The sequence below is a fragment of the Paracoccus caeni genome (genome assembly GCF_016629665.1).
Lineage (GTDB): Bacteria > Pseudomonadota > Alphaproteobacteria > Rhodobacterales > Rhodobacteraceae > Paracoccus > Paracoccus caeni.
The window spans coordinates 319,300-339,914 of sequence record NZ_JAEPRQ010000001.1 but is presented as its reverse complement, the minus strand read 5'-3'; the positions used below and the strand labels follow the sequence as shown (position 1 = coordinate 339,914).

Sequence of the window (20,615 nt, the reverse complement as noted above, 5' to 3'; positions counted from 1 at the left end):
GGGTGGAACAGGGTCTGGTCAGGTTATCCCGACTTTCAGGGGCAAGGCAAAGCGCGTTCGGTTCGACCATCGAACAGGCGGATATTGGCGAATGCGGCGGTCAGGTCAATGCGTGAGCCGGGCTGCGGGCGCAATGCCGGATCAAGACGCGCCGTCACCAACGCGCCGCCCAGATCGACATGGACCAACGTATCCGCGCCCAGAGGCTCGACCACCTGCACCACGCCGGAAAGGTCGATCCCCTGACCGCGCCCGGCGGCCAGATGCTCGGGGCGCAGGCCCAGAAGAACCTGATCCGGCAGATCGTCCCTGCCCGTCAGCAGCACCTGTCCTGCATAGTCCACCACACCATCCCGAACGGAACAGCGCAGGAAATTCATCGCGGGTGCGCCGATGAAGCCGCCCACGAAGACATTGGCCGGATTGCCGTAAACCTGATCCGGCGTTCCGACCTGCTCGATCACGCCGCCGCGCAGGATCACGATGCGGTCGGCCAGGGTCATCGCCTCGACCTGATCATGGGTGACATAAAGGATCGTGGTGCCAAGCATCTGATGCAGCTTCTTGATCTCGGTCCGCACCTGTCCGCGCAGTTTGGCGTCCAGATTGGACAGAGGCTCATCGAACAGAAAAACCTGCGGACGGCGGACGATGGCGCGGCCCATGGCGACGCGCTGACGCTGACCACCCGACAATTCGGCCGGGCGACGGTCCAGCAGATGCCCGATACCCAGCATCTCTGCCGCCTCACCGATGCGCCGCTCCGCCTCGGCCCGGTCAACGCCGCGGACCTTCAGGCTGAAACCCAGATTTTCGCGGACGCTTTTATGCGGGTAGAGCGCGTAATCCTGAAACACCATGGCAATGTCGCGCTGACGCGGTTGCAGGTGATTGACCACCTGCCCCCCGATAAGGACTTCGCCCCCGGTGACGCTTTCCAGCCCGGCCAGCATCCGCAGGATCGTTGACTTGCCGCTGCCCGACGGCCCGACCAGCACCACGAATTCGCCATCCGCAATATCCAGATCGATCGCCTGCACGATCGGTGCCTGACCATAGGCTTTGCTCAGCTTGCGGAACGCGACGGCGCCCATGATCCCCCCGGCGGCAAAGACCGCGTGACTTTGAACGCTGGACGATAGCCCAGCCTGACGCCAAGTCCCACCCGCATCGGCGACCAGTTGCCGCGACGTTCAGGCCTTGCGCAGCGCGCGCAAGATATCCTCGATCTGATAGGGCTTGCTGACAACCGGAACCGAGCCGAACCCGTCAGGCAATTCCACATCCGCGCCATGGCCGGTCGCGAAGACGAAATGGATGCCCCGCGCCTGCAACGCCTCGGCCACGGGAATCGCGGTCTCGCCATTCAGGTTCACATCCAGAACAGCCAGATCCGGTGGGTCGCTGGCGATCAACTCAAGCGCCCGCACCACAGTCGCCGCAACACCGCTGACCACCAATCCGAAATCCTGCAACTCGGCCTCAAGCGCCATTGCAATCAGGATCTGGTCCTCGACCAGCAGCACCCGTCGACCCTCAAGCGTGTCAACCGCGCTGTCCTCGGCAACATTATCCTTGGCGGCCTCCGCAACGGGCTGGACCCCCGTGCTGGCACGCACGAATTGATCGGGCACGGTAAACTCTGCGACCACCCCGTCAGCGGTGAAGCTCACATTGCTGGAACCGTTCAGATCGAACGACACCGCCCGCTCGATCAGGGAAGAGCCAAAGCCACTCCGCGACGGCGGCGCAACCCCCGCCACACCGCTTTCCGCCCAGCGGATGCAGCAATTCCCCGCCTGATCCAGCGACCATGTCACCCGCAACTCACCCGAAGGCTGCGACAGCGCCCCATATTTCGCCGCATTCGTCGCCAGTTCATGCAGCACCAGCGCCACGGCCGAAAAGGCGCGGTCGTCCAATGCCACCCCCGGACCGTCCAGTGAGATTCGGCTGCCGTCGCGATAGGGCCCAAGCTCTGCCTGCAACAGACCGGCCAGATCGCCGCCATTCTCAGCGCCCGCGATCCTGGTCTTGCCATCCATCAATTCTGCCCCGTCCCTGCCTCTGTTCGCCCACTTCCAAGAATGTGCCCGCACCGCCCGCCGGTCGCAACCCGCGCCTGCGCCATGTCCCAGTTCTGTCACCGGGATTGCACCCTTCGCGCAACATTATTGCTAGCCAAACTGATCGGTTTGATATTAGCCTGCTGGCACCGGAATTGTGAATTTTAGCTCGTGGACCTTTTGACAGCGTGGTGACGCGATGAGACATTTCCCTGCCTTGCTTGCGACGATCAGCCTTTCCCTTCCTTCCACAGCACCAGCATCCGCCCAGTCGGTCGAACGAGACGCCTTCATCTATGTGGGGGCGAACTGCGCCGGCATGCGGTCCATCGAGATCGAGGGCGATGTCGAGGCAGCGCTGCTGCGCCGTATCGCCAGCGGTGAAGTGGCTGGCTCGACCGAAATGATCGAACTTGGCCGCTTACAGGCGGTCCTTGACGGCTTCGAGACCGAAAGCGGTCGCAACGAAGCGCTGCGCCTGCATACGGAATGTGTCGTGAAATCGCTTGAGGCTCTGGCAGCGGGCAAAGCCAGCCCCGGCGTGCCGGAATCCGAAGTCGTCATCGAAGGCAGCGACGTTGTTCCCGCACCCTTCGTCCGCGCAGGTCATCAGCAGCGCTTTGCGATCAAAACCGACGAAATCCGCGTGATCGGAAACGACGACATCATCTTCACCGTCCTTGGTGCCTCGCCCAGACGGATCGAGGTTCGCTGGATCAATACCACAACAGGCGATAGCGGCGTCCTTGCAGGAGCAAACGCGCTTGACGTGGGCAGCGCCGCCGAGATCGCCGAGAATTGCAGGGTAAGCCTTTACGGGATCAAACCGGACGACGACGCCGCAGCCATACAGGCGTCTTTCCACGTCACCTGCCCGCCGCCGATGTAAAGGCGATGAATGGGCGGCAGGGTCTTGCCCGCCACCCGTTCTTTTTACTCCGGCACCACCCGCACCGCGCCGCGCGCCGCGCTGGTGGTCATTGCGGCATAGGCGCGCAAAGCCGTGGTGATCTTTCTCTGACGCGGCTTCGCGGGTTTCCAGCCCTCTGCCTCGCGCTTTTCGCGACGGGCGGCAAGGGTTGCGTCATCGACCTCCAGATGGATCACCCGGTTCGGGATGTCGATGCGGATCAGATCGCCCTGTTCGACCAGACCAATCGTGCCGCCCTCTGCCGCCTCGGGCGAGACATGGCCGATCGACAGCCCCGACGAGCCGCCCGAGAAGCGGCCATCCGTCACCAGCGCGCATTCCTTCCCAAGGCCCTTCGACTTCAGATAACTGGTCGGATACAGCATCTCCTGCATCCCCGGTCCGCCGCGCGGACCTTCGTAACGGATCAGCACGACCTCACCCGCCTTGACCTTGCCGGTCAGGATCGCCGACACGGAATCGTCCTGGCTTTCAAAGATATGCGCCGGTCCTTCGAATTTCAGGATCGAATCATCGACCCCCGCCGTTTTCACGATGCAGCCATCCTCGGCCAGATTGCCATACAGCACCGCCAGCCCGCCATCCTTCGAGAAGGCATGTTCGGCATTACGGATCACGCCCGTTTCGCGGTCCAGATCAACAGCATCATAGCGACGCTCCTGCGAGAAAGCCGTCTGCGTCGGAACCCCACCCGGCGCGGCACGGTAGAAGTCATGGACCGAGGCCGCATCGGTGCGGATCACATCCCAGCGGTTCAGCGCCTCGCCCAAGGTGCCGGAATGAACATTGCCGACATCGGTGTGCAGCAACCCGGCCCGGTCCAATTCGCCCAGAATGGCCATGATGCCACCGGCGCGGTGAACGTCTTCCATGTGGACATCGTTTTTGGCCGGGGCGACCTTACACAGCACCGGAACCTTGCGCGACAGCCGGTCGATATCGGACATCGTGAAGTCGATCTGACCTTCATAGGCAGCCGCCAACAGATGCAGCACGGTATTCGTCGACCCGCCCATCGCGATATCCAGCGTCATCGCATTCTCGAACGCCGCAAAGCTGGCAATCGAGCGGGGCAGCACGCTGGCATCGTCGTTCTCGTAATAGCGCCGGGCCAGATCGACGACCAGATGCCCAGCCTCGACAAACAGCCGCTTGCGGTCTGCATGCGTGGCCAGGGTCGAGCCATTGCCGGGCAGCGCAAGGCCAAGCGCCTCGGTCAGACAGTTCATCGAATTGGCGGTAAACATGCCCGAACACGACCCGCAGGTCGGACAGGCCGAGCGTTCGATCGCCTGCACATCGGCATCGGACACGGTATCATCGGCAGCGGCAACCATGGCGTCCACCAGATCCAGCGCCTTCACCTTGCCGTTTTCCAGCACGACCTTGCCAGCCTCCATCGGGCCGCCCGACACGAAGACCACCGGGATGTTCAGCCGCAACGAGGCCATCAACATGCCCGGCGTGATCTTGTCGCAGTTCGAGATGCAGACCATCGCATCGGCGCAATGCGCGTTGACCATGTATTCGACGCTATCCGCGATCACCTCACGCGAGGGCAGCGAATACAGCATCCCGTCATGGCCCATCGCAATGCCGTCATCGACGGCGATGGTGTTGAATTCCTTGGCGATCCCGCCTGCCGCCTCTACCTCGCGTGCGACAAGCTGGCCCAGATCCTTCAGATGGACATGGCCGGGCACGAACTGGGTGAAGCTGTTCACGATGGCAATGATCGGCTTGCCGAAATCGCTGTCCTTCACACCGGTCGCGCGCCACAGGCCGCGGGCTCCGGCCATGTTACGACCGTGGGTGGTGGTTCGGGAACGATAGGCTGGCATGGTGGCTCGACTCCTTTGGCTGCCGGGCGTTCTAGCACCGATAGCTGTGGAAGGAAATTGCCTGCGACACCGTTTGAGGGGTGTTTTATGTCGCAAGGGCCATGCAATTCTTGCATGACCCGAATGATATGGTGGCTCAGGAGGTCAGTTTCATCACCACCATGCCGGATACGATCAGACCGGCAGCGATGATCCGCCCGATATTGGCCGCCTCGCCGAACATGAAAACGCCGACCAGAAAGGCGCCGATTGCGCCGATCCCGGTCCAGATCATGTAAGAGGTGCCCAGCGGCAGGCTGCGCATCGCCAGCGCCAGCAGCCAGAAAGAGCCGATCATCCCGATCACCATCACGCCTGTCGGCATGATCCGGGTGAAGCCATGCGATTGTTTCATCGCGGTGGCCCAGACGATTTCCAGCAAACCGGCGAGTAACAGAAGAATCCAGGGCATTGTGAGACCTCTTGATGCGAACCGGGTCGTCCCGGCCAATCTACCCATATCGGGGAGGTCGTCCTCTGTGGGCAAGAGATAGGGCCAGCTTTTCCACACAACAAGGCGGCGGGATCAAACCGACCTGCATGGCGGCAAAATGGCAACCATCTGCTTCTTGCCGACAACGCGATGTGGTCGCCATTTCTTCGCCGGATTTGTCCCGCGGCAAATCCGGCCGCGCCTGCCTGCCCTTTGGCAGGCGCGTTACCGCGCCAGCCCAGTCAGGCGCGACCGGATTGCAGATGTCGGCTCTGGTGGCACGCCCCTTGCCCTACGGCTTGCACCTTCGGGCAATCGGTCCGAGAAAATGTCCCCCGGACATTTTCCATTCGGACCTCTGCCGACCCACACCGCCCTATCGCAGCCCCAACCCCGCCCGCATCATCAGCCGCCGGACCGGCGCGATCCCGTAAAGCCCGCCCAAAGCCGCCGCCCGCAGATCCCGCAAAGGACGCAGCGAGGCCTGACTGGCCCGGTTCAGCGCATCGATCCCCAGCAGCCGCGCATAGGCATCGGGCCGCCGCCCGCGGTTATATTCGGCAAGGCTCGCCTCGCTACCCGGATCGTCCCGCGACAGATCAAGCAGCGCCCCAAGATCGGCCAGGCTCATGTTCAGCCCCTGCGCGCCAATCGGCGGCAATACATGCGCCGCCTCGGCGATCAGCGCCACATGCGGCGCGCTGAACCTGTCGGCGATCTGGCTGATGATCGGCCATTGCGTCAGCCGCGTCGCCTGCCGCAGATGCCCCAACACCCCGGCAGACCGGGCATTCAGCTCCTGTTCAAACGCATCAGGCGGCAACGCGGCCAGCCGCGCCACTTCGCGCCCGCTTTCCATCCAGACCACGGCAGAGCTGTGCCTGCCCTCGCGATCCGGCAGCGGCACCAGCGTGAATGGCCCGCCCGAGCGGTGGATCTCGGTCGAGACATTTCCATGCGGCACGCCATGAGTGACGGCAAAGGCCAACGCCTTCTGACCATAGCGAAAGGTCCGCACCCCGATCCCCGCCGCCTGCCGCACTGGCGAATCGCGGCCATCCGCCCCGATCAGCAGTTTTGCCCGCAACCGCCGCCCGTCGGACAGACTGACCAGCGCGCCTTCGCTGCGGGTGATAACGGCGGTCGTGGCAATGCCCGGCTGAAACCGGACCGTCTGCAACTCCTTCAGCCGCTGCGAAATCTCGCGCCGCAGCAACCAGTTCGGCAGGTTCCACCCGAAGGGCTGATCGCCGATCTCTGCCGCATCGAATTCACGCGACAGCCGCGCCACCGGCTCGGCCCCGCCCGCATCGACGATCCGCATCACCTGCAAGGGCGTGGCATAGGGCGACAACCGCTGCCACAAACCGATCCGCTCCAGAAGCTCGACCGAGGGCGCCAGAAAGGCGGTGCTGCGCAGATCCGCCCCCTCGGCGCCTTCTTCCGTCACCGGCGGCGCCGGATCGACGCAAAGGGTCGAAAATCCTTCGGCCCCGAAAGCCGCAGCCGCGATCAATCCGGCAACCCCGCCGCCCGAGATCAGGATGTCGATATCTTCGATCGGTTCTGTCATCGCGACCTTCCGTTTACTTCGCCCGGATCATGACCGCATCCACCGCCACAGACCAGAGGCCACTGCGCCGCAGGCAACACCACCGTTCGCAAGCTGTGTACAGCCTGTGCACATCCGGTGCATGCGCGGTGGACGCCCTGTGCCGCCGAATTCCCAGCATTTGCTGACAATTTCACCCCGGCGCCCAGACCGGGATTTCTTCGTTGCAAAAATACCGAAAGCAACGCCCGCCCCGTTGCGCAGCCGCTGTTTATTGCTTCAACGACGCATAAATCTCCAACAGGAATCCAGTAAGGTCATGGACGTGATGATCGACATAACCCGGCGCAGATGCCCCCAAAGGCTCGGGCCCGTCCCGCCCCGGCCCGACCAGCACCGTCCTCATCCCCATCTCATGCGGAACCCGCAGATTGCGCGGATCATCTTCGAAAAATGCAGCCTTTTCAGGGTCTAACCCGGCGCAGGAGATCACCGTCTCAAAGGCCGCCCGCTGTGGCTTCGGGCAATATTCCGTCTCGCCGATCCCATAAATCGCCTCGAACAAGGGCGCGGGCACCCGGTCATCGACCAGCCCCATCCCGCGCGCCCGCAGCACCTTCACCGCATAGGCCGCATCGGCATTCGTATGGATGATCTTCCGCCCCGGCAGCGCGGCAATGGCCGCAGCAAGTTCCGGCGCGGGCAGGATCGGGGTGAAGTCGATATCATGCACCTCGTCCAAAAACTCAATCGGATCAATGCCATGCTCGGCCATCAGACCGGCCAGCGTGGTCCCGTGCCGCGACCAGTAATCCCGCCGCAATCGGTCGGCAGCTTTCGCATCCACCTCCAGAAGACGCATGACATAGGCGGTCATACGCTCTTCGATCTGCGGAAACAGCGCCATCTCGGGCGGGTAAAGCGTATTGTCCAGATCGAAGATCCAGACATCGACATGCTTGAAATCCATGTAAAAGTCATAATCCGGCGCGCCCGCGCTTGCAATCGCCCGCGCATCTGCCAAACCTGTGCGCCATGAAGGAAGATGCCTATTCCCTGATCCTCGCCGCGATTGAATCCGGCACCTATCGCCCCGGCGACAGGCTGGTGGAATCCGAACTCGCCGACCGCTTCGGCGTCTCGCGCACCCCCGTCCGCGAGGCGTTGCAACGTCTGGAAACCCAGCAAATGCTGGTCCGCGACGGCCGCAGCCTGATCGTCGCCTCGCTGGATCACAACCAGTTGGCCGAACTTTACGTGGTCCGCGCCGAGCTTGAGGGCCTCGCCGCCCGCCTCGCCGCCCGCCATGCCACCCCGGAAGAGGTGCGGGTGCTGGCGCAGATGCTAACCGACGATCAGAAATGCATCGGCAATCCTGAAGCTTTGGCCCGCGCCAACAAACGCTTCCACCACCAGATCCATCTGGCCTCGCATAACCGCTATCTGGTCCAGCAGCTTGATCTGGTCCACCGGACCATGGCGCTGATGGCCAAGACCTCGCTTGCCGCCGAAGGCCGCAGCGAAACCGCGCTGGCCGAGCACAAAAAGATCGTCGATGCCATCGCCTCGGGCGACGGCAATGCGGCGGATCAGGCGCTGCGGCAGCATATCTCGATGGCTTGGGAAACCCGGCTGAAGCTGGAAGCGAAGGCAGATCGTGGCTGATACCGGCCGCATCATCGAGACGCCCGAAGACATCCTCGAAGGCGCGGCGCATCTGGCCCGTATATGTCCGGTCTGGGCGCGCGTGCTGCCCCAGCTTGACCCCCTGCCGCTGCGGCGCAGTGAGGCGGGCTTTCGGACCATGGCGAATGCAATCGTCGGCCAGCAGATCTCGATTGCGGCGGCAGGCTCGATCTGGGCGCGGATGGAGGCGGCGGGACTTCTGACCCCCGAAGCCATCGCAGCGGCAAGTGACGAGGAGTTGCGCGCCGTCGGCCTTTCCCGGCCAAAGGTCAAGTATCTGCGCGGTATCGCCACGGCAGGGCTGGATTGGGATGCGCTGCACCTTCTGCCTGACGACAAGGCCATAGCGGAATTGGTTGCTCTGCCGGGCATCGGCCTTTGGACAGCCGAGATTTACCTGAAATTCGCCCTCGGCCGCGCCGATGTCTTCGCGGCGGGCGATCTGGCGCTGCAAGAGGCGGCCCGGATCATGTATGACCTGCCCGAACGCCCCAATCCGGCTCAATTGCGCGAACTGGCCCTGCCGTGGAGCCCATGGCGTTCGGTTGCGGCGCGGGGGCTGTGGGCCTATTACCGGCAGGCCAAAGGGAAAGAGGGAATCCGATGACGGAACTGAAATCCGCCCGCAAGGGACCCGCCGATGCCGACGCCGCCGTGGTCTTCCTGCACGGCTATGGTGCCGACGGTGCCGATCTGCTGGGTCTGGCCGATCCGCTGGGCCAGCATCTGCCGAACACCGCCTTCTACGCCCCCGACGCGCCCGAGCGCAGCGTCAACAACCCGATGGGCTATCAGTGGTTTCCGATCCCGTGGCTGGACGGCTCGACTGAGGAACAGGCGAAGGCCGGGATGGCCCGCTCGATCCCGCTGATCGATGCGTTTCTGGACAAGGTTCTGGCGGATGAGGGGATCACCCCCGACCGGCTGATCGTGATCGGCTTTTCTCAGGGCACGATGATGGCGCTGCATGTGCTGCCGCGCCGGTCCGAGGAAATCGCAGGCATCGTCGGCTTCTCGGGCCGCCTGCTGGCGCCTGAACTGCTGGAAGCCGAGTTGAAGGTAAAGCCGCCGGTCCTGCTGATCCATGGCGATCAGGATCCGATGGTGCCGTTCGAAGAAATGGGCCTTGCCGGTCAGGCGCTGCAGGACGCGGGTTTCACCGTCTATGGTCATGTGATGAAAGACACCGGCCACGGTATCTCGCCCGACGGGCTGGGCGTGGCGCTGAGCTTCCTGAAAGAGCGTCTGGGCAAGTGATCCGAAAGGCAACGCGCCTTTTCTGAGGGGGATGGCGCGGTCCTGTCAAAGCGGATAATCTTCACCGGCGGGCACCGTCCCGATGTGCAACATCCAGAAGCGGCGAATGCTGCGAACACCGTTTCGCAGGTTCAGGCCACTTCTTGGGACGGAGGTGATGCGATGGAGAATATCGCGAATAATGCTGTGGGCTTTGGCCGCATCGCGGCCATGCTGCCAGTCAAGGACATGCAGAAGGCCGAGACTTTCTGGTGCGGCGTTCTGGGATTCAGGAAGGTTTTCCAGAACGGCGATCCGGTCGGTTTCATGATCCTGTCTCAGGACGACGCGGAACTGCACCTGACATTGCAGCCCGGATACAAGGCCGCTCCTTTCAATATCGCGCATATGATGGTCGGCGATGTGGATCGGTTTCATGCGATCTGCCAGCACGCCGGATTGCGGATCGTGAAGGGGTTGCAGGACAAGGATTATGGGCTGCGGGCCTTTGTCTTTGAAGATCCCGACGGCAACCGGATCGATGTCGGGCAAAGGCTTCGGTAGGTCGGTTCGTTTCTGCAACATGCCGGGGGCGCTGCCCCCGGACCCCCGGGATATTTGGATAAAGAAGAAGCCCGGCGAATGTGCCTTGGTTGGGGTGCTTTCGGGACATCAAGGGCCGAAAGGATCGTCCGGTTAGGCCGCTGCATTCCGATGAGAGAGAGCCGCGCCGCGTGCAACGGCGCGGAACCCCGATCACTCGAAAGGTATTGGGCGGGCCGCGCCGGGCCAAGTCGTCGGGCTGACGTAAATCTTGACCCCGCGCCGCTTCAACTCATCCAGCAGGGTTCGGGTCGGATGTCCCGGTGTCATCGCGTCGCGGTAGGCGTCCGTATCGAGAAGGCGAAACGATTTCAGGCTGGGGATGTCTCGGAGCGCATTGAGATTGCCATGATCAACGCTGATCGAGAGCCGCTCCAGTCGAGGCAGGCCGGTCACATCCTTGATGTCCACCATCTCTATCATCGAGATCGCGTGAGTGCTTGTCAGGTTGGTGCAATGTTCGATGCCGGTCAGAGAGGTGACATCGAAAGATTCATCCTCTCCGCTCCAGAAATAGTAGGGAAAAGTATAGATCTCGTTGCCGCCATCGAAGACGATTTCTCGGCATTGCGCCAGCAGTGCGGCATCCAGCGGATAGCGGGCGAGATAGTCGAGGACTTCTGGGATCAAATCATAGCCCTCATCCTCCAGATCGACCGGGCGACCAAGGACATGCTGTGCCAGTTGTTCGGGTGTACCGAGGTCAAGCGCCTTCGCATCAAGCAGCGATGACAGCACCACAAGCTTGAAATTCACATCCGCAAAGGGCGCCCCCGGTTCACCCGATGGTGCCGGATAGGGCGGCGCGAAGGGCTCGCGGTATTCGGCCGTTCGATTCCGGATCGTAATCTCATTCACCTTTTCCAGCGTGAACTTGACATTCAGGTAGGCGCCATCAGGAAGCTGCCGATGGCCAAAGCGGACGCCGCGCATCATCGGTTGATCCTCACCAATCTGAAGACCCGGGTCGGCGGTGCGGGCCTTGGCCAGCGTCATTCCCATCTGGAACCCTGCCACCGGGGCACCCGTGAAGCGCCAGTTATAGGTGATCGCTCCGATCACATCGTCGCGGTCGAGACGGATCACGACGCCATGGCTGTTTTCAAGAAGGTCGATCTCGCCGCCCTTATGCGGCGCAGGAGGAACCCAAAGATCGCCCATCGCCTCGGCCACGCGCTGAACGGGCATTCCGGGGCGCAAGGCAGCAAGCGCCTGTTCAAGCGGGCTGCCAATTTTGGGGGCGGCCATGCTGATCCCGCCTGAGGTCGATAAAAGAGCGGCTCCGCCTGCCTTCAGGAAAAGGCGTCGCCCGAATGTGGATAAGGTCTGAAATAGCTTCATTCTATGAACCATGCCGTTTGAATGAGGCGAGGATAGGGGATGGCCCGACGGTGGCAAGGCTCTCGACCTCCGTCCGCCCGGCAAGATCCGGGCGCGATATGGGTGGGAAATATGTCGGGGCGACTGGTTAGGTTTGGGCCAGTGCCAGCAGGGCGTCGATGTCCAGATGGGTTTCGAGGTGCTGGGCGAGGGCGTCGAGTGTCTGGTCTATGCCCGCCTCGTATCCCGGCTGCGAGGTAGTGCCGAGACGGGCGAGGAAGGCGGCCCGGAAGCTGTCATTCGAAAAGAGCCCGTGCAGATAGGTTCCCATGATCCGGCCATCCGGGCTGATCGCGCCATCGGGATGCGGGATATGGGCGAAGGGGCGGTTGCAGTCGGGGCCGGTGCTGCGCCCGATATGGATCTCATAGCCGGAAACGGGTTGGTCCAGTGCCCTGCCGGTGATCTGTTCGAGGCGCTTTTCGGTGGCCATGTGGGTTTCGATGTTCAGATGGCCAAGCGCCTTCACCTGCCCCGGCGTGCCGTCGCTGCCCTGCGGGTCGTGGATGCTGCCGCCCAGCATCTGATAGCCGCCGCAGAGGCCCAGCACATGGCCGCCGCGCCGGATATGGGCGGCAAGGTCGATGTCCCAGCCTTGCGCGCGCAGGAACGCCAGATCGCCCAGCGTCGATTTAGTGCCGGGGATCACCACAAGATCGGCATCGGCAGGGATCGGGCGACCGGGGCCGAGCATGGTCAGTTTCACGCCCGGCTCAGCCGCCAGCGGGTCGAGGTCGTCGAAATTGGCGATGCGCGACAGGGTCAGGCAGACGATATGCAGGCCGGTGCCGCGTGAGGCGCGCAGATCCACAGCATCCTCGGCTGGCAGGCGGTGCGCATCGGGGAACCACGGCAAGACGCCGAAGCCGGGCCAGCCGGTGCGGTCGGCGATCATGCGATAGCCATCCTCGAAAAGCGAAAGGTCGCCTCGGAACTTGTTGATGAGGAAGCCCCGGATCATCGCGGCATCGGCGGGGTCCAGCACCGCCTGCGTGCCGACGATCTGGGCGATGACGCCGCCGCGATCGATGTCGCCAGCCAGAATGACCGGCACGCCCGCTGCCGTGGCAAAGCCCATATTGGCGATGTCGCGCGGGCGCAGGTTGATCTCTGCCGGGCTGCCGGCGCCTTCCACGATCACAAGATCATGTGCGGCGGACAGGCGGGCGAAACTGTCCAGCACGCCCTGCAACAGTCGCGGGCGCAGGGCGGCATAGTCGCGCGCCTCGGCCCGGGCGATGGGCTGGCCGTGCAGAATGACCTGCGCGCCGGTATCGGTTTCGGGCTTCAGCAGCACCGGATTCATGTCGGTCAACGGTTGCAGACCAGAGGCGCGGGCCTGCAATGCCTGCGCGCGACCGATTTCGCCGCCATCGACGGTCACGGCTGCATTGTTCGACATATTCTGCGGCTTGAACGGTGCGACCGACAGGCCGCGACGCCACGCCGCGCGGCACAGCCCCGCCACCAGCAGCGATTTCCCGACATTCGAGCCCGTGCCCTGTATCATCAATGCAGCCATGTTTGCCTTTGCGGACACTCTGCTTGCCATCACTCGCTTCGGTGACTAGATAGGCGCGTCCGCAAATGAAAGGCCGAATGCCGTGGAAAACGTCGTCCTGACCGTCCATCTGATTCTTGCAGTCCTGCTGACCGGGGTGGTTCTGCTGCAACGCTCGGAAGGTGGTGGTCTGGGCATGGGCGGCGGTGGTGGCGGCAATGGCGTCATGACGGGCCGTCAGGCGGCCAATGCGCTGACCCGGCTGACCTGGATTTTCGGCATCGCCATTTTCTGCACCTCGATCGCGCTGACGATCATTGCGGCGCGTCAGGTTTCGACCAGCTCGATCATGGATCAGTTGGGCGTTCCGGCCAGCCGTCAGGAATCGACCACGCCGAGCCTGCCGACCTATACTCCGCCGCCGACGACCAGCGGTGATCCGCTGACCCCGCCGACGCCGGGCGCGGCCGCTCCGGCAGCCAGCGAGCCTGCGGCGACGACCGAGGCGCCGGCCGCGGAAGCGGTGAGCCCGCCTGCCGCAGAAGCACCGGCTGCGGCTGAGACTGCCCCGGCAGAAGCGCCTGCGGATGCATCGACCCCGCCCGCACCAGCGAATTAAGTCACACAACAGCTAGGGGCAGAATAAATCTGCCCCACATCAACTTGCGGTCCATTGCGGCCACGGGCCGAATGGTATATGCATTGAGTCCCGTGATGCTGGCTTATCTGGCCCGCAGAATATCGAATATTTGGACATCACGGGGGCCTCATGGCGCGATACATTTTCATCACCGGCGGCGTGGTTTCCAGTCTTGGCAAAGGGCTGGCTTCGGCGGCACTGGGCGCCTTGCTGCAGGCTCGGGGCTATACCGTCAGGCTGCGCAAGCTGGACCCCTATCTGAACGTCGATCCGGGCACGATGAGCCCCTTTGAGCATGGCGAGGTTTTCGTCACCGATGACGGGGCCGAGACCGATCTGGACCTTGGCCATTACGAGCGTTTCACCGGCGTTTCGGCGCGCAGGACGGACAGCGTGTCCTCGGGGCGGATCTATTCGAACGTGCTGGAGAAGGAACGGCGCGGCGAATATCTGGGCAAGACCATTCAGGTCATTCCGCACGTCACCAATGAGATCAAAGACTTCCTGTCGATCGGCGATGAAGAGGTCGATTTCATGCTGTGCGAGATCGGCGGCACCGTCGGCGATATCGAGGGCCTGCCCTTCTTCGAGGCGATTCGCCAGTTCACCCATGAACGCCCGCGCGGCGATTGCATCCTGATGCACCTGACGCTGCTGCCCTATCTGTCGGCCTCGGGAGAGTTGAAGACCAAGCCGACGCAGCACAGCGTCAAAGAGCTGCAATCCATTGGCCTTGCCCCGGATGTGCTGGTCTGCCGCAGCGAACATCCGATCCCGGAAAAGGAACGCGCCAAGATTGCGCTGTTCTGCAATGTCCGCCCTGATGCGGTCATTCCGGCCTATGATCTGAAATCGATCTATGAAGCCCCCCTGGCCTATCACCGCGCCGGTCTGGACCGCGCCGTGCTGGATGCCTTCCAGATCAGCCCTGCCCCGCGTCCTGACCTGTCGAAATGGGAAGACGTGATGGACCGCCTGACCAATGCCGAGGGCGAGGTCAGGGTCGCCATCGTCGGCAAATACACCCAGCTTGAGGATGCCTATAAATCCATCGCCGAGGCGCTGACCCATGGCGGCATGGCCAACCGGGTGCGGGTCAAGGCCGATTGGGTCGATAGCGAAAAGCTGGAAGGCGAAGGCGCGCATCTGCTGGACGGCTATCACGGCGTTATCGTTCCGGGTGGCTTTGGCGAGCGCGGGACCGAGGGGATGGTCACCGCGGCCCGCTATGCCCGCGAAAAGAACGTGCCCTATCTGGGCATCTGTCTGGGCATGCAGATGGCGGTGATCGAGGCTGCACGCAATCTGGCCGACATGCCCGATGCCGGTTCCGAGGAATTCGATCACGAGGCGGGCGCGGCGCGGTTCACTCCGGTCGTTTATCACCTCAAGGAATGGGTGCAGGGAAATTACACCGTCCAGCGCAAGCTGAGCGACGACAAGGGCGGCACGATGCGGCTGGGCGCCTATACGGCGATCCTGAAGCCGGATTCGAAGATCTCTGCCGTTTACGGCGGCGCGACCGAGATCGAGGACCGCCACCGTCACCGCTACGAGGTTGATGTGTCCTATCGCGGCAAGCTGGAAGATGCGGGCATGTCGTTCTCGGGGATGTCACCGGATGACCGGCTGCCGGAAGCAGTCGAATACGCGGATCACCCGTGGTTCATTGGCGTGCAATCGCACCCCGAGCTGAAGTCAAAACCCTTCGATCCGGCGCCGCTATTCGCGGGCTTCGTGCGGGCGGCGATGGAAGAAGGGCGGCTGGTCTAGTTGTCTTTCAGAAGTCTCTGAAGTCCAGAATATTATCCATAAGAATGATCTCTACAGAGCGCCCCGACAGGCGCTCTTTCCATTCGTTGACCAGTTCCTTGCGTTCCCTGCCCGAAACTTGTCATTGAACGATGCGAATCGTCGCACCTTCAGGCGTATTGGCGATCATTCTGTTTAGGTGATAATCGCCCGACCAATTCCCTTGCCGATGACAATTGTCCTGGAAACCATCGCCACCTCAATAAGCAAATCAATGTGCTGATTGAGGCAGCGCTTGGCCATGACGGGGGCTATTGCGCAGACAACAACTCACCACAAACGACATCGCCCGCGCTGTACGGTTGCGCGGGCGAGATCGATTGTAATAGCGGGCGAACTTAGTCGCCGTTTTGCTGCGGTTCGCGCGGCGGACGTCCGATGATGTCGCGCAATGCATCAAGCTCGATGAAGTTGTCTGCCTGACGGCGCAGGTCGTCCGCAATCATCGGTGGTTGAGACCGGATGGTCGAGACGACCGAAACCCTGACGCCCTGACGCTGCAACGCCTCGATCAGAGGGCGAAAGTCACCGTCGCCAGAGAACAGCACCGCATGGTCAAGACGCGGTGCAAGCTGCATGGCATCGATTGTAAGCTCGATGTCCATGTTCCCCTTCACTTTGCGACGGCCCATGGCGTCGGTATATTCCTTCGCCGGTTTGGTGACCACGCAATAGCCGTTGTAATGCAGCCAGTCGACCAGCGGTCGAATTGGGGAATAGTCCTCACCTTCCATCAGGGCTGTGTAATAGTAGGCACGCATCAACTTGCCACGGCGATCGAACTCCTGTCGCAGCAGCTTGTAATCGATATCAAAGCCCAGTGATTTCGCGGCGGCGTAGAGGTTGGCGCCGTCGATGAAAATCGCCAAGCGGTCGTCTTTGTAAAACATTCCTGTTGCCTTCAGTGAGACTTGCTCGTTTTAGTTTCGGTCCGCGCCAGGGTGAGGGAACTGGCTAGTTGCGGTCCGGGCCGGGGATCAATTTAGGACGCAAGCATCGGGATGAGAAAGTTGTCTTTAGGTTTGGTTGCTTTAGGTGCCAATCTGGCGTCCACGGCAGGCAGCGCGAGTGAAACGCTGCAAGCGGCGACGAATATTCTGCACGACGGGCAAGATATTACAATAACCGCCGTCAGTCGGTTTTGGCTGACACCCGCCGACCCGCCCGGGGCCGGGCCCGATTATGTCAATGCTGCCGCGACAATCTCCACTTTGCTCTCTGCCAGCCAGCTTCTTGAACGTCTTCATCGGATCGAGGCCGATTTCGGCCGCGACCGCAGCGGCGGTCGCTGGTCGGCGCGGGTTCTGGATCTTGACCTGATCGCCTTTGACGACATGATCCTGCCGGATATGGCCACCCTTCGCAACTGGATCAACCTGCCGCGTGAGGCACAGTTGCGTGAGGCGCCCAACCAATTGATTCTGCCGCATCCGCGGATGCAGGATCGCGGTTTCGTCCTGGCGCCGACGGCGGAAATCGCCCCCGGCTGGCGCCACCCCTTGACCGGACGCAGCGTCATTGAGATGCTTGCCGCGCTTGGACCGGACGGAACGACCGGAATGCACCCCCTGCCAACCCATTCATCGGCGGGGTTTCCTTGACATTTACGCGGCGGAGCGCCAGATACTCGGCTTCCGCCCCGGAAATTCGATTCGAACACACAGGTGAGACATGGCCCGCGTAACGGTTGAAGATTGCGTCGACAAAGTACCCAACCGCTTTGATCTGGTGATGCTTGCCTCGCATCGTGCCCGTGAAATCGCGACCGGCAGCCAGCCGACCGTGGATCGCGACAACGACAAGAACCCGGTCGTCGCCCTGCGCGAGATCGCCGACGAGACCCAGCCGGTCGATGACCTGCGCGAGCGGATGATTGAATCGACCCAGACCCAGATCGAGGTCGATGAGCCGGAAGAAGACGCGATGGCGCTGCTTCTGGGTGCAGAAATGGACCGCCCGAAACCCGCCGATGAAGAATCGGAAGAGCGGATGTTGCGCATGATGCTGGAAGCTAACCAGCGCTAAGGATTTCATGGGGTCTTCGTCAGGATCATGATCGACGTCGAAGACCTCATCGCGCTTGTCCGCAACTACAATCCCCGCAGCAATTCCACGCTGATCCGCGATGCCTATGAATACGGCATGCGGATGCATGAAGGGCAGTTCCGCCATTCGGGCGAGCCCTATTTCACCCATCCGATTGCCGTCGCCGCCATCCTGACCGAAATGCGGCTGGACGATGCCACCATCGTCACCGCCCTGCTGCATGACACGGTCGAGGATACCCGCTCGACCAAGGACGAAGTCGCCACCATCTTTGGCGAAGAGATCGCCGAACTGGTCGATGGCGTCACCAAGCTGACCAACCTTCAGCTTAGCTCGACCGCCTCGAAACAGGCCGAAAATTTCCGCAAGCTGTTCATGGCGATGTCGCGCGATCTGCGCGTCATTCTGGTCAAGCTGGCCGACCGTCTGCACAATATGCGCACGATCCGGTCGATGCGCCCCGACAAGCAGGTGCAAAAGGCGCGTGAGACGATGGATATCTATGCGCCGCTGGCCGGGCGCATGGGCATGCAATGGATGCGCGAAGAGCTGGAGGATCTGGCCTTCAAGGTCATCAATCCGGAAGCACGCAAATCGATCATCCGCCGCTTCGTCAGCCTGCAACGCGAATCCGGCGATGTCATCGCTCATATCACCGGCGATATTCGCGCCGAGCTTGAGAAAGAAGGCATCGAGGCGATGGTCTTTGGCCGCGCCAAGCGCCCCTTCTCGGTCTGGCGGAAGATGCAGGAAAAGCAGTTGGCGTTTTCGCGGCTGTCCGACATCTACGGCTTTCGGATCATCACCCGCTCGGAAATGGATTGCTACCGCGCGCTTGGCGTGATCCATCACCGCTGGCGGGCGGTGCCGGGCCGGTTCAAGGATTATATCAGCCAGCCGAAATCGAACGGCTATCGCTCAATCCACACCACTGTTTCGGGCCGCGACGGCAAGCGGGTCGAGGTGCAGATCCGCACCCGGCAGATGCATGAGGTGGCTGAGGCGGGCGTGGCTGCGCATTGGGCCTATCGCGACGGTACCCGCTCGGAAAACCCGTTTGCGGTCAATCCGGCAGAGTGGATCGAAAGCCTGACCGACCGTTTCGAGGGCGAGGATCACAACGAATTTCTCGAGCATGTAAAGCTTGAGATGTATCAGGATCAGGTCTTCGTCTTCACGCCCAAGGGCGACGTCATGCAATTGCCGAAAGGCGCGACGCCGATCGATTTCGCCTATGCGATCCATACGCGTCTTGGCAATTCCTGTGTCGGCGCCAAGGTCGATGGCATCCGCGTGCCGTTATGGACGCGGCTGAAGAACGGGCAATCGGTCGATATCATCTCAGCCTCGGGTCAACGTCCGCAGGCGACATGGCTGGACATTGTGGTCACGGGCCGCGCCAAGGCCGCGATCCGGCGGTCCTTGCGCGAAGAAGACCGCGACCGCTTCATCCGCCTTGGCCGCGAACTGGTTCGGGTCAGTTTTGAACATGTCGGGCGCAAGGTGACCGACAAGGCGCTGCGGACCGCTGCTAAGCAGATGGGTCTTAACGACGCAGACGAGCTTCTGGCCCGGATCGGCAGCGCCGAAAATTCCGCCAAAGAGGTGCTGGAGGTTCTGTATCCCGATCTGGTCCATGACCGGGAAGAGATCGACGGCGAACGCCCCTTTGCCGGGCTGGAGGCAGATTCGCAGTTTCAGCGGGCGCCGTGCTGCAATCCGCTGCCGGGTGAGCGCATCGTGGGCATCACCTATCGCGGCAAGGGCGTCGTCATTCATGCGATCGACTGCCCGGTTCTGGCGGAATACGAGGAAAGCCCCGACCGCTGGATTGATGTGCAATGGCGCGAGGGGCGGCATCCGCCGGTCTATTCGACGATCCTGCAACTGACGATCCGTCACGATCCCGGCGTTCTTGGCCGTATCTGCACCCTGATCGGGCAGCAGGGGGCGAACATCTCGAACCTCGAATTCATCGCACGCAAGCCGGATTTCTACCGGATCGAGGTCGAGGTAGAATTGCGCGACCATGAACATCTGCACAATCTGCTGACCGCGCTGGAAGCGGAAAGTGACGTGGCGCAGGTGGCGCGAATTCGCGATGCAGCGCTGAAACCCTAGGCGATCTGCCGCGTTTTGCTGCCAACACCAAGGATAAGCAAACGTGTTTAAACGGCGCACACCCCGCAGTTACGGGCAGATTGCCAGTGACATGATCTACCCCCGCGGCGGCTGGCGTCGGGCGGGGACGTATATCGTGCATCGTCTCAGCCGTTTGCCGGATCAGCCACAGCGGATTGCGCTTGGCCTTGCTGTGGGCGTCCTTGCCTCATTCACGCCGTTCTATGGTGTGCATTTCCTGCTTGCCGCCGCGCTGGCTTGGATGATCCGAGGCAATATCTTCGCCGCCCTGATCGGCACCTTCGCCGGCAATCCGGTGACGCTGCCCTTCATCGCTATTATGTCTGTCAGTCTGGGCCGCTATCTGATGGGGATGGAGGCGGGCCTGCCGCCGCAAGAAATATTCGTCGAGTTCGCCCGTGCCAGTGCCGAAATCTGGCAGAATGTCGCGGCGATCTTCGGTCCCGCTGAGGTCGGGTGGGACCGCATGGGCGATTTCATGGGCGACATCTTCCTGCCCTATCTGATCGGCGGCACATTTCTTGGGCTGATCGCCGGGTTCATCTCGTATTATCTCGCGCTGCCGGTCATTCGCGCCTACCACCGTCGCCGCGCGAAGAAGATGGCCCGCCGGATCGCCAAGGCTCATGCAGCCGCACCGATACCGCCACTGACCAAGACAACGACAACGCAAGATCCACGCGGGCATGCGTGACCGGGACCAGGGC

20 protein-coding genes are annotated in these 20,615 nt (G+C 62.2%); 11 read left to right on the top strand and 9 right to left on the bottom strand.

What is annotated here, in order from left to right:
- Positions 1-35: 35 nt before the first annotated feature.
- Together JJJ17_RS01555 and JJJ17_RS01550 are read right to left on the bottom strand one after the other, a co-directional pair.
- Positions 36-1,094: an ABC transporter ATP-binding protein gene (locus JJJ17_RS01555; RefSeq protein ID WP_200683291.1), complete on the bottom strand. Its 1,059-nt coding sequence runs from the start codon at positions 1,092-1,094 to the stop codon at positions 36-38.
- Between the two features lie 99 nt (positions 1,095-1,193).
- Positions 1,194-2,045, bottom strand: coding sequence for a response regulator (locus tag JJJ17_RS01550; protein WP_200683290.1), 852 nt, complete (start codon positions 2,043-2,045; stop codon positions 1,194-1,196).
- Between the two features lie 220 nt (positions 2,046-2,265).
- On the opposite strand from JJJ17_RS01550, the gene JJJ17_RS01545 reads away from it, so the two are divergent.
- Positions 2,266-2,955 (top strand): hypothetical protein, encoded by a 690-nt coding sequence (locus JJJ17_RS01545; RefSeq protein ID WP_200683289.1) that lies wholly within the window; start codon positions 2,266-2,268, stop codon positions 2,953-2,955.
- Positions 2,956-2,999: 44 nt separating this feature from the next.
- On the opposite strand, the gene ilvD is transcribed toward JJJ17_RS01545, so the two are convergent.
- From ilvD to JJJ17_RS01525, 4 genes are all read right to left on the bottom strand, one after another.
- On the bottom strand, positions 3,000-4,838 hold the full coding sequence (ilvD, locus tag JJJ17_RS01540) for a dihydroxy-acid dehydratase (protein WP_200683288.1): 1,839 nt from the start codon (positions 4,836-4,838) through the stop codon (positions 3,000-3,002).
- A gap of 136 nt (positions 4,839-4,974) precedes the next feature.
- Complete coding sequence (locus JJJ17_RS01535) at positions 4,975-5,289, bottom strand: DMT family transporter (RefSeq protein WP_200683287.1); 315 nt, start codon at positions 5,287-5,289, stop codon at positions 4,975-4,977.
- A 397-nt stretch (positions 5,290-5,686) separates the two neighbouring features.
- A complete protein-coding gene (locus JJJ17_RS01530; protein ID WP_200683285.1) occupies positions 5,687-6,883 on the bottom strand; it encodes a UbiH/UbiF family hydroxylase in 1,197 nt (398 codons plus the stop codon).
- Positions 6,884-7,133: 250 nt separating this feature from the next.
- Positions 7,134-7,886: a pyrimidine 5'-nucleotidase gene (locus JJJ17_RS01525; protein ID WP_407673312.1), complete on the bottom strand. Its 753-nt coding sequence runs from the start codon at positions 7,884-7,886 to the stop codon at positions 7,134-7,136.
- An 11-nt stretch (positions 7,887-7,897) separates the two neighbouring features.
- Here JJJ17_RS01525 and JJJ17_RS01520 point away from each other — a divergent pair, with 11 nt between their 5' ends.
- The 4 genes from JJJ17_RS01520 to JJJ17_RS01505 all read left to right on the top strand — a co-directional run bounded on the left by JJJ17_RS01520 (position 7,898) and on the right by JJJ17_RS01505 (position 10,348).
- Positions 7,898-8,527 (top strand): GntR family transcriptional regulator, encoded by a 630-nt coding sequence (locus tag JJJ17_RS01520; RefSeq protein ID WP_200683282.1) that lies wholly within the window; start codon positions 7,898-7,900, stop codon positions 8,525-8,527.
- Positions 8,520-9,155, top strand: a complete 636-nt coding sequence (locus JJJ17_RS01515; RefSeq protein ID WP_200683280.1) for a DNA-3-methyladenine glycosylase family protein — start codon at positions 8,520-8,522, stop codon at positions 9,153-9,155. The genes JJJ17_RS01520 and JJJ17_RS01515 overlap by 8 nt, the downstream gene beginning before the upstream one ends.
- Entirely contained in the window at positions 9,152-9,805 is a 654-nt protein-coding gene (locus tag JJJ17_RS01510; RefSeq protein WP_200683278.1) for an alpha/beta hydrolase, read from the top strand. The genes JJJ17_RS01515 and JJJ17_RS01510 overlap by 4 nt, the downstream gene beginning before the upstream one ends.
- 162 nt (positions 9,806-9,967) lie before the next feature.
- Positions 9,968-10,348 carry a glyoxalase superfamily protein gene (locus JJJ17_RS01505; RefSeq protein ID WP_200683276.1) on the top strand — a complete coding sequence of 127 codons (381 nt, stop codon included), beginning with the start codon at positions 9,968-9,970 and terminating at the stop codon, positions 10,346-10,348.
- Between the two features lie 192 nt (positions 10,349-10,540).
- Here JJJ17_RS01505 and JJJ17_RS01500 read toward each other — a convergent pair whose 3' ends face one another.
- Both JJJ17_RS01500 and JJJ17_RS01495 read right to left on the bottom strand, forming a co-directional pair.
- Positions 10,541-11,635, bottom strand: a complete 1,095-nt coding sequence (locus tag JJJ17_RS01500; RefSeq protein ID WP_200683274.1) for a DUF7256 domain-containing protein — start codon at positions 11,633-11,635, stop codon at positions 10,541-10,543.
- A 220-nt stretch (positions 11,636-11,855) separates the two neighbouring features.
- Positions 11,856-13,289: a cobyric acid synthase gene (locus tag JJJ17_RS01495; protein ID WP_200683272.1), complete on the bottom strand. Its 1,434-nt coding sequence runs from the start codon at positions 13,287-13,289 to the stop codon at positions 11,856-11,858.
- Positions 13,290-13,371: 82 nt separating this feature from the next.
- Here JJJ17_RS01495 and secG point away from each other — a divergent pair, with 82 nt between their 5' ends.
- Positions 13,372-13,887: a preprotein translocase subunit SecG gene (gene secG, locus JJJ17_RS01490; RefSeq protein ID WP_200683271.1), complete on the top strand. Its 516-nt coding sequence runs from the start codon at positions 13,372-13,374 to the stop codon at positions 13,885-13,887.
- Between the two features lie 150 nt (positions 13,888-14,037).
- Positions 14,038-15,681, top strand: a complete 1,644-nt coding sequence (locus JJJ17_RS01485) for a CTP synthase (protein WP_200683270.1) — start codon at positions 14,038-14,040, stop codon at positions 15,679-15,681.
- A gap of 377 nt (positions 15,682-16,058) precedes the next feature.
- Here JJJ17_RS01485 and JJJ17_RS01480 read toward each other — a convergent pair whose 3' ends face one another.
- Positions 16,059-16,610, bottom strand: a complete 552-nt coding sequence (locus JJJ17_RS01480; RefSeq protein WP_200683269.1) for a LabA-like NYN domain-containing protein — start codon at positions 16,608-16,610, stop codon at positions 16,059-16,061.
- Between the two features lie 111 nt (positions 16,611-16,721).
- Between JJJ17_RS01480 and folK the strand changes: the two genes are divergently transcribed.
- The 4 genes from folK (at position 16,722) to JJJ17_RS01460 (ending at position 20,602) form a co-directional block, all read left to right on the top strand.
- On the top strand, positions 16,722-17,321 hold the full coding sequence (gene folK / locus JJJ17_RS01475) for a 2-amino-4-hydroxy-6-hydroxymethyldihydropteridine diphosphokinase (protein ID WP_200683268.1): 600 nt from the start codon (positions 16,722-16,724) through the stop codon (positions 17,319-17,321).
- A gap of 70 nt (positions 17,322-17,391) precedes the next feature.
- Positions 17,392-17,745, top strand: coding sequence for a DNA-directed RNA polymerase subunit omega (gene rpoZ / locus JJJ17_RS01470; RefSeq protein ID WP_200683267.1), 354 nt, complete (start codon positions 17,392-17,394; stop codon positions 17,743-17,745).
- Between the two features lie 27 nt (positions 17,746-17,772).
- Complete coding sequence (locus JJJ17_RS01465; RefSeq protein ID WP_200683266.1) at positions 17,773-19,887, top strand: RelA/SpoT family protein; 2,115 nt, start codon at positions 17,773-17,775, stop codon at positions 19,885-19,887.
- 91 nt (positions 19,888-19,978) lie between these two features.
- On the top strand, positions 19,979-20,602 hold the full coding sequence (locus tag JJJ17_RS01460; protein ID WP_234463832.1) for a DUF2062 domain-containing protein: 624 nt from the start codon (positions 19,979-19,981) through the stop codon (positions 20,600-20,602).
- Positions 20,603-20,615 lie beyond the last annotated feature (13 nt).